Below are 9,312 nucleotides of genomic sequence, written 5' to 3'. Positions count from 1 at the left end.
TTATTTGGCTTTTTATAACGGCCGCCGATCGCACTCAACATTGGGCTATCAATCCCCGCTTGAATTCGAGCGGGAATTTTATAGAAACGCTGCCTGATGTGGTGTCCGGTTTTTGTTGACCATTACACACCACCACGAGCTCAATGACGGCATTCGTGACATCTGGGGTTTTGCCAATCCGGGCGGAGGCGGCCCAATTACCAATGTCACAGGCGCCATCCCGACCACCACCGCGCAAGGACAAACCGCTTATTTAGTGGGCGATCATGGCCGCGCACCATGGGAATCGCACAACAGTCATATCAAAGCCTATTATGATTTTAATGACTACACGCGTCTTTCGGCGGGTCTCCATTACTTCTACTCCGACATTGGTTACAGCCAAGACCCGTTTAACAGCTATCTACGCGACGCCAACGGCAATCCGGTAATCAGCGGCAGAATTCGGCAGAATGGCACCTTATTGGGACAGGTAACGCCAAACGTCTTTCTGAACTCGCCATCGCATGAAGACGATTTGCGCAGCTTTTGGAAGTTTGAACACAATTTCAGTGCCGATACGGCATTAACGGTCAACTTCAACCACACCTCCCGGGACACCTGGTTTACTAACGTCCTCACCAGCTCCGGTTTAGGGGGTGGTCCGGGTACGTCAAACCACACCAGAAGCACGATGGTCAACGGTCGGGCGCAGTTGGTATTTCCATTGACCAAAAGTCAAATGATCACCACGGGATTTGAAGTGGATCATGGTGAAATGGATCGTAAAGATTACGATCTGAGCCAATGGAACGACCGCTACAGCCGGACAGGTACTCGCCTGGTGGCCGATGCCTCAACCGACACCACGTCATTTTTTGCACAAGACGAAATCCGTTTTACCGATCAATTTACCGCCTATTTGGGCACACGGGTCGATTGGTGGCAAGCCACAGGGATCAGCAAAGATTACGCATTTAATACTTTCAAGCCCGAATCCACGCAGGAAAGTGTCGAAGTCAATCCCAAGCTGTCACTGATCTACAAAGATGCCTGGGAAGGGGCCACCTTACGCGCATCGGCAGGTAAATCGTTCCGCCCACCCACCTTGCAAGACCTGTATGTTGATTCACGCCGCGGCGTGGTCGCCACGACATTGTCGAATCCCAATCTGACCCCCGAAAGCAACTTATCTTGGGAAGTGGGTGTTGAGCAAAAAATCGCGGCAACCGACACCCAAATTAAAGCCACATTTTTTGAAAACCATTTATCGGACTTAATTTCAAACAAAGTAATCGAACGCCGCGCCAACTTTACCGGCTCGCAACGCATCAATGCCGCTGAAGCCATTACCCGAGGCGTGGAATTATCGCTCGACCAGAACCTGACCGATTGGCTGTCGCTGTTCAGCAATTACACCTGGACCCCCACCGCAACCACGCTGTCCAGTCCTGGCACACCCGCCTCAGAAGGCAAACGCTTGCCCAATTCACCGGAACATTTATTGACCGTTGGCCTGGAAGCCAATTGGCAGGAATGGTCCGGCAGCTTGATTGGCCGCCATGTTTCCGAATCATTTGATACGGCTGAAAACATTGACGTGGTGCACGATGTATACGGTGGTTTTCAGGCCTTTTGGTTAATGGATGCCAAAATCAAATACAGCCCCACTAAAAACGTCAGCGTCGGCTTCATGGCCAACAATTTAAGCAACGAACAATATTTCCAATTTGCCCCCAATCCGGGGCGTAACTTTCTGGTGGAGCTCAGCTTTAATTATTGACGACAAAAGCAGGCTTTTGGCTTTTGTTCTCAACAGCTAAGGCCAAAAGCTGAACTTCAATGTCGCCATCCAATTTCAAGAGATTGAGCTACCTGTGATCCATTTGACTGTCAGGTAGTTGGCGAGCAAAATGGAATCATTACTAGGTTAGTACTGGCTATGTGCTGTCAAGAATTGGTTTGGCACCAAATCCAGTTAAAGGGTTTGCACAGCGTACCTTTACGTAAATACTGAGGAAATAAAAGTTAGAGACTACGCGGCGAGTATCCTTTAGCCTTATGAAGTTAAAATAACGTCAAATGAGTAACGGAACAGTCACATTATGAACGAGCAAGTTGAAAGCCGAATCACCCATAATCCCCTGCAATGTGGCGGCAAACCTTGTATTCGCGGCATGCGGATACGGGTCAGTGACATCTTGCAGATGCTGGCAGAAGGCGTAAGTACCGAGAGCATTCTACTCGACTACCCGGACCTGGAACTCGCTGACATCCAAGCCTGCCTGCTGTACGCAGCCCGACGAGCCAACCTTGAACGACTGGTCGCATGATTTTTTGGGTTGACGCCCAACTACCGCCAAATCTGGCCGATTGGCTGCGCTGGACATTCAAAGTTGAAGCCTATGCCCTCCGAGATCTGGGATTGCGTGATGCCAACGATCTGGAGATTTTCGAACGCTCTCAGCAAGAGGGTATCGTTTTAATCAGTAAAGACAGTGATTTTGTCGAACTATTGCTGCGTCAGCAGCAACCACCACCGCAATTACTTTGGGTTACCTGCGGTAATACGACCAACCAACGACTACAGGCATTGTTCAAAGAAGTTTTTCCACAAGCCCTGCAATTATTAGCTGAAGGTCATGTGGTTGTGGAATTGGCCGATAAGTCGTGATGTTAAGCTTGTTTTATCAATACCCGTTATCGGCCACTTTGCGACATTGATACTAGTGAAAAAACTGATCAAGAAAGGCAGGTTTTGAGTAGAAATCTGACTGATCGCTTCGCCAAGTCCGCTGAGATGAATGATAGATGCTAGTCTTATACGGCGAATTAGTTTGAAAGCTTGGTGTTGGAAACAAAAAATTAACGAGAACTGCATGTTCATTACAAATGGAAAAAATCTTGGCACAGGATTGTTAACACTCCCCACTAAATTCATTGGTAGACTCGAAAGTTCCTTTGTCCTCGTCATTCTAGCTATTGCGTTGCAAGCGCCGAGCACGACGTTGGCAGCAGGATCGTCAACTTCAAGTTCCGATGCCAAGCCGCCTACTGGGTTGGATACACCATTGCCCGATCTGGTCTCGCAATACCCAAGTCCGCCAGCTGCTGCTGACTTGGTTGAAAATGTCGACTGGCCGAAAAACCGCTATGCCAAATGTCTCGCTCAACCCAACATGGCGTGTCTATTCGAACAGGTGGCCGAAAATTTACCATATGATTCACCTGATGGGCTTGCTCACCGTAACGGTTTTAGCCTTACGGCACTGGCATTAGGGATTCCAGAGTGGGCGCGTAAAACATATCTATTGGATACCAATAGCAACTATAACCGTTATTCCTGGCTTGCCGAACCGACCAGTCTTTTGGCGCGGGCGGAGTGGGCCTTGGGATTAAATCCTGAGGCTCAACGTTCAGCGACGCAAGCTTTCGACATTGCTTTCACAAAGCGAACCGGTTCCCCCAGAGCAACGTATCTCAGTGCCATGGAATCGGTTTTGCCGTTGTTTTTAGTGGGTGATAGCCCGGTGAGCGCCGATAAGGCACTGCGTTATTTCAATTTTGCCAAAACCGAACAGGTTCCGAATGCCTTTAGAATTCTGGAAAACGCTGCTATCGCACAGGCAAGACACGGTAACATTGAAGAGGCAGCGCAGTTGGCGGAAATTTTATCTGCGGAGGCGAACGCCGGTACCGTTTCTCTTTCCGGTCTGCGCGCGTTCAAAGACAAACAGCCCGGTATTTATACCGCCGTTATGCTGGCCCTGGCCGAAGGCCGGCTCGACCGTGGCGATGCTACCTCTGCCCGTGAAGCATTGGGCGAATTGGAACAAGGCGAACCCTATTTCCTCAAGGAAAGTCAACTCGCTGCGCGTGTAGGTGTGTTGTATGCGCGATTGGGCGAACCTGAGAAGGCTGTTGGCGCCGTGAGAAACATAACCCGACCAGTTTTTCAAAGCGGGATGGACGATGTTGCGGTAGCGCTATGTAAAGCCAACCGATATGACGCAGGACAAGCTTTAGCCGAGAAAATAGTCGAACTTGAAAAAGCGATGGGACATAAAAGAGTTTCGTTCATAACCAAAGCCAAATTGGCAAAAATAGCTTTTTTATGCGGAAATCCGGAAAAAGCCAAAACCGATTTTGTCGAGGCATTGACCGAAGCCAAAGACTTTCATTGCCCTACAGACAGCTGCACTAGAGAATACCGAGACATAAAGAATATGAAGCTCGATGTGCTGGCCACCGGTTGGTTGGAACCAATTTGGCAACGCGGTCGCTTCGAAGATCCACTTATCAGCTTAAAAATAGCAGTACAGCGGGCCGAACAGGGCGATGTCCCGGCCGCTCTGGCTCGCCTGGATGAGCTAGCTGCGATATACCCTGGAAACCACGGCGATGGTTTTCCTCATTTGTTTGCATTAGCCAAAGCTGAGGTATTCGCCGCTCTCGGCCGCAACAGCGAGATGGAAACCGAACTCGCCACAGCGCGAAGCATCGCAGTCAACTACGACCATCACCGTAGGCGTGCGCGTGGCTTGCTGGAGATAGCGGAAACACTGCTTAAACTGAAACAAGCCGATAAGGCACAGGCATATGCAAAGGAAGCGGCTAACGAGCTGGCGAAGAATATGTCTACAGGCCAAGGCCAATTCGTATATAGCACGCCGGGCGATGAAGGTATCGTCAAATTACTCGCTCAAACTGGAGCTGATGCCGATGCGCTCGACACGGCGTGGTCATTTCTGGAACCCGATCGCCATGGCCAATTGGTGGTTCAGAAGCAACCACGCCAGAAGGTTTTAGCTGAAATTGCCTTGGCGCAATTTAAACAAGAGCCGAATACGCAGCTTCTCGACGCGATTGCTAAAATCGGGTTGCTCAATGATCGTCTGAACAGTTGGCGTCAGGCACAGGCTATTGCGGAGGGCCTAGAAAACGATGAAGGACAAGAGTTTGTCAAATCAGCCCTGAGAGGCGAGTTGCAGGATTTACCTGATTCGCTGACGGCCAGCATGAAACCCTCGGACCGCCGGCAAGCGATACATTCGATCGCCACGCTTTTGCAAGTGGATACGCTGGTAGTTCACGAAGCCCAGAAATTAAAGACGATTGAATCGCTCGCCGAATCTGCCCGCGCGATGACCGAAAGCCAATATGGCGCCAAAGCCTTATGCGAATTGGCGTATACCGCTCATGCCATTCGACAGCCTGCGTTGGCAAGCGCTTGGTTTGAGGAAGCAAAAACTCGCGCGGTCAAAAAATATTACTCAAATAGCTTTCCCATTGAAGAATCGCCGCTAGGAGCCTGCGCTTATTGGGCGAAGACTGCGGGAAATACAGAGCTGGCAAACACGCTCGTGGCGGAACTGCTGAAGCTAATGCCCGAAAAGCTGGACAACATTGCGTCTCAAATTCACACCTTGCTAAACGTTGCGATTGCCTACGCCGAATACGAAAAAGGCGAGATTTTTTGGGCGGAATATGATCGGTAAATCCGCTTAGGGCCGTAGGCTGGGTTGAACAACGTGAAACCCAGCGATCATTCCCAGTTTTGTTCGATTAAGTCCGGCAGAGCAGCCCAATTTTCGGTGTAAACCCCTAATTTAATCCAGCGGTGGATGGAAGAATAACGCCAATCCACTGCTTTATCGACATAACCATGTTTCACCGGATTGTAATGAATATAATCCAAATGTCGCTGATAATCCGTTTCATCCCGGATTTGGTGCTCCCAATATCGCCGTTGCCATACCCCACGTTCGTTTTTCCGTAATCGACTGTCGGAAACGAATTCGTTCTTTTGAATCTGTCTGGAAAAATGTGATTTAAGCAAGCGCCAACGCATCGGATAATCGTCGTCACCTTCGGGTAAGCGCCAAATGCAATGTAAATGTTCCGGCAGTACCACCATAGCTTCAATAACCATGGGATGACGCTGCTTGGTATAGCGACACGCATTGCGTAATTCGTCGATATACCTAATCAGTAAATCATTTTGGTGTCTTTGCGCAAGATTGACGGTAAAGAAATATGCGCCGCCTTTTAAATGACTACGAATGTATCTACGCATCAGCGTTTCCGTTACAAGCTGGGTTTCATTATCATTCAACCCAGCCTACGTCCACAAACTCAGATTCAGCTTATATCCATTAGCGGTCATTGGAAATCTCAACCAACTGTCGCTTTTGGGGCGATCCCGCCAATTTGCCTCCTCCAAAAGCAGTCATTCAGTGCTGGCGTAATCGTATCGGAATCGATGGCAGGGCTTGGCTTGAGCCAGAATGGGCGGCTGGTGTGGAATGAAATAGCCCACCCCTGCACCTAACCCACGTAAATCGAGCGCTTTTCAGCGTTGGGTCTGTTGATGTCGTCGGCCCAAAACAAAGCCCAAACCCGCTCAAACGCTGGCAATAGCAGCGGCGATCAAGCCAATGCCTAAGGCGCCGAATGGCGCATATAGCCAGCTGGTCAGGGCATCACCTCCGCGAAATACGACGGTATCGATAATGTTTTTGGCCTTGTATTTGGTAACCCGATCAAGCGGCGCGAATAACATTTCGCGTGCCGGCCTTAGAATGGCGTAATCCCCGACCCGGCGTAAAATCATCAACACCAGCAACAAGGGCAAACTCGGGTTCCAGCCAAATGCGGCAAAGCCAAGTGCCATGACGATGGGAATACTGGCCAGTGTCCAGGCCGCACCGAAAGTGGCAATGATGCGTCGGGTGAAGATCAGCTGCACCAGAATCGACAAGCCGTTCACCACGCTGTCTATCGCCCCAAATACTTGAGTCTGCTGGGTTTTGTCGGTAAAGGTGTTGGCGACAAAATCGGCCTGGAGTAAATACAAAAACGTGCCGTTGGCGCTAGCCAGCAAAATAAAGCCACTAATGCCCAACAGGTAAGGATTGCGCAGCAGCAAGCCCAAACCGGACAAGATGCCGCCCGCCATGGGCTGATCTCCGGCAAATCGGGCTGAATGGTCGGTTGCTTGTCCGGCTTGCCAGTACAACAAAAAATGAATGCAGGGCAAAGTCAAAGCCAGCAATACGGCGGACAATAGTAACAAGCTGGCCGGGCCAATAACGCCCACCAAACCGGTTGCCAGCAACGGCCCCACCATAGCCCCCAAGCTACCGCCAGCGGAAATAAAGCCAAACAAGCGCTGTGCGTGCTGCTTGTCGAATACGTCGGTCATAAAGCTCCAGAACACCGAAACCGTAAACAGACTAAACACACTCAGCCAAACAAAAAAGCCTCTGGCTACCCAGAGATTGTTGATGTCCCATTGCAACAAACCATAGAACAGCAGTAAATGGCTGATAAAAAAGCCATACACCCAGGGCAAAAACCGACGGTGTGGAAAACGGCTGCAAATCCAGCCGTAGGCCGGCACTGCTAACAGCATGGCGGCAAAGGTAGCGCTAAATAACCAGGGCAGGTTTTTAGTACCACCACTCACCCCCAGCATTTCACGCAAAGGCCGTAACACGTAATAGCTGCTGAGCAGAAAAAAGAAATACGCAAAGCCCACCCAAGCCGCAAGCCGGGACTGGCCGCGGGCGTCGAGCGCGGCAAAACGGATTTTTAAAGGCTGCATGGTTTAGTCGTGTCGCATGGCTTGAAAAAACGCCGGCCAATCAGTGACCGGCGCTTGACTGCGATCGCCTGTAATTTCGAAGGTTTTACCATACGCTGCCGGTTGATTCAGTGCCGCGACACAGACCCGCGCCACATCATTGCGGGCAATGCCTTCGCCGCGTTGATAATCGCCTTGCGTGACGCGGATGCCAAATTGTCCACCGTCTTCATCCAGTAAACGGCCAGGACGCACCAAGGTGTAAGGAATGCCACTGCTTTGAATGGCTTGCTCGGCTTGTTTTTTCCACAACAAAAGCGGACGATTTTTGACCGATTCGGCATACACCGAATCACTCAAACCTGCGCTCGAAACCAAGATAATCTGCTGGATGCCATAGTGCTGAGCGGCTTTGACCAGATGTTGCGTACCTTCGTAATCGACATAACGCGCACTGTTGGCATCGTCTTCATCCTGACTACGTGCGCCGACCGCAGAAATAATATGGGTGACCCCTTGCACGGCCTGCGCGACGGCTTGCGAATCGCGAATGTCACCGATATGAATTTCCAAGCCCGCTGTCGAGCCAAACAAGCGTTGTACCTTGTCGGCATCGCGAGCAAAAATCCGCACCGACTGCCCCTGTTGCAGCAAATGATGCACGATGTGCTGCCCGGTGCCGCCGGTGGCACCGGCAACCAGGATTTTATCGGCGCTGGCTGTCAGACTGGTTGCCCATAATCCGAGCATCAGCCATTTGCTTAAACGGCTGCGCAGGCTCATTGTTTGTCCTGCTCCACGCCCGCAAATAAAGCCGACCAATCGCTAAGCTCGCCGGTTTGATCCATGTTGGTCAACTCAAAGGTTTTACCTTGTGCGGCGGGGTTGAACAATGCTTTGACACAAGCCAATGCCACATCGGCGCGATTAACAGTACCTTGTCCCGCTTGGTCCGCGCCGGTTAGCCGAATGCCTCGTGTCCCCACGGCATCGTCTTTCAGGCCGCCAGGTCGAATAATGGTGTACGGCACGCCGCTTTTCCTGAGCGCTTCCTCGCCCAGGTATTTCCAGATCAGCACGTTGTTAAAGCGTCGATTTAAAGGGTGTTGCAAATTGCTGATACCCATCGAAGACACCAGCACCATATGCTGAACACCGGCAGCTTTGGCGGCTAAAGCCAGATTTTTGTTACCCGCGTAATCAACAAATTCCGGGCCGTTATCACCGAACCAATCCCCGCCCGAGCCTATGGCCGAGACCACCGCCGTCGCGCCGACTAAAGCACCTTGTAAACTGGCCGGATCTTTAACATCCGCGATGACGGTTTCCACACCATCTCCCAGGGTTTCTTTGGCTTTGTTGGCATCACGCACCAAGGCCCGCACTTTAATCCCCTGGCCCTGAAGTTGCTGCACCACATGCACGCCAGTGCGCCCGGTGGCTCCGGCCACCAGCACAAGCTGATCCGCATTAGCGACTTGCAGCCCAAGTAAACCCGCCAAAATCATCCATCCTTTGTTCATTTTGTATACCTCATTAAAAAATCAATCGAACTGTTTTGTGTATGCAGCTAAATGCGCTGAAAACCCATCAAAAAACCAATGCCGTTAAGTTAAGGTTGGATAGGGGTCGGAAAGGGCCTAAGCCCTTCCCGCCCTCCGAACCGTGCGGGCGGTTCTCCCGCACACGGCTCTCCAGTCGGTAGTTTCCTCATCGGGAGTGTCTCTCGGCTTGCCAGGCGGGATGTA

General features: G+C 51.0%; 8 protein-coding genes. 4 read left to right on the top strand and 4 right to left on the bottom strand.

Features of this window, described 5'->3' with window-relative positions:
• Positions 1-112: 112 nt before the first annotated feature.
• From AC0IM9_RS20215 to AC0IM9_RS20200, 4 genes are all read left to right on the top strand, one after another.
• Positions 113-1,762, top strand: a complete 1,650-nt coding sequence (locus AC0IM9_RS20215; RefSeq protein WP_482805218.1) for a TonB-dependent receptor — start codon at positions 113-115, stop codon at positions 1,760-1,762.
• 322 nt (positions 1,763-2,084) lie between these two features.
• Entirely contained in the window at positions 2,085-2,312 is a 228-nt protein-coding gene (locus AC0IM9_RS20210; protein ID WP_140914245.1) for a DUF433 domain-containing protein, read from the top strand.
• Positions 2,309-2,653: a DUF5615 family PIN-like protein gene (locus tag AC0IM9_RS20205; RefSeq protein WP_482805217.1), complete on the top strand. Its 345-nt coding sequence runs from the start codon at positions 2,309-2,311 to the stop codon at positions 2,651-2,653. The genes AC0IM9_RS20210 and AC0IM9_RS20205 overlap by 4 nt, the downstream gene beginning before the upstream one ends.
• A 205-nt stretch (positions 2,654-2,858) precedes the next feature.
• Entirely contained in the window at positions 2,859-5,477 is a 2,619-nt protein-coding gene (locus tag AC0IM9_RS20200; protein ID WP_482805216.1) for a tetratricopeptide repeat protein, read from the top strand.
• Positions 5,478-5,524: 47 nt separating this feature from the next.
• On the opposite strand, the gene AC0IM9_RS20195 is transcribed toward AC0IM9_RS20200, so the two are convergent.
• From AC0IM9_RS20195 to AC0IM9_RS20180, 4 genes are all read right to left on the bottom strand, one after another.
• The gene (locus tag AC0IM9_RS20195) at positions 5,525-6,055 is read right to left on the bottom strand and encodes an REP-associated tyrosine transposase (RefSeq protein WP_482805215.1); all 531 of its coding nucleotides are present in this window, start codon (positions 6,053-6,055) and stop codon (positions 5,525-5,527) included.
• A gap of 327 nt (positions 6,056-6,382) precedes the next feature.
• The gene (locus tag AC0IM9_RS20190; protein ID WP_482805214.1) at positions 6,383-7,585 is read right to left on the bottom strand and encodes an NTP/NDP exchange transporter; all 1,203 of its coding nucleotides are present in this window, start codon (positions 7,583-7,585) and stop codon (positions 6,383-6,385) included.
• 3 nt (positions 7,586-7,588) lie between these two features.
• Positions 7,589-8,347, bottom strand: a complete 759-nt coding sequence (locus AC0IM9_RS20185; protein ID WP_482805213.1) for an SDR family oxidoreductase — start codon at positions 8,345-8,347, stop codon at positions 7,589-7,591.
• Positions 8,344-9,087, bottom strand: a complete 744-nt coding sequence (locus tag AC0IM9_RS20180) for an SDR family oxidoreductase (RefSeq protein WP_482805212.1) — start codon at positions 9,085-9,087, stop codon at positions 8,344-8,346. Before AC0IM9_RS20180 ends, AC0IM9_RS20185 begins: the two co-directional genes overlap by 4 nt.
• Positions 9,088-9,312 lie beyond the last annotated feature (225 nt).

This window comes from Methylomonas sp. Uni0011, assembly GCF_056850255.1.
This window is presented reverse-complemented; position numbering and strand designations above follow the sequence as displayed.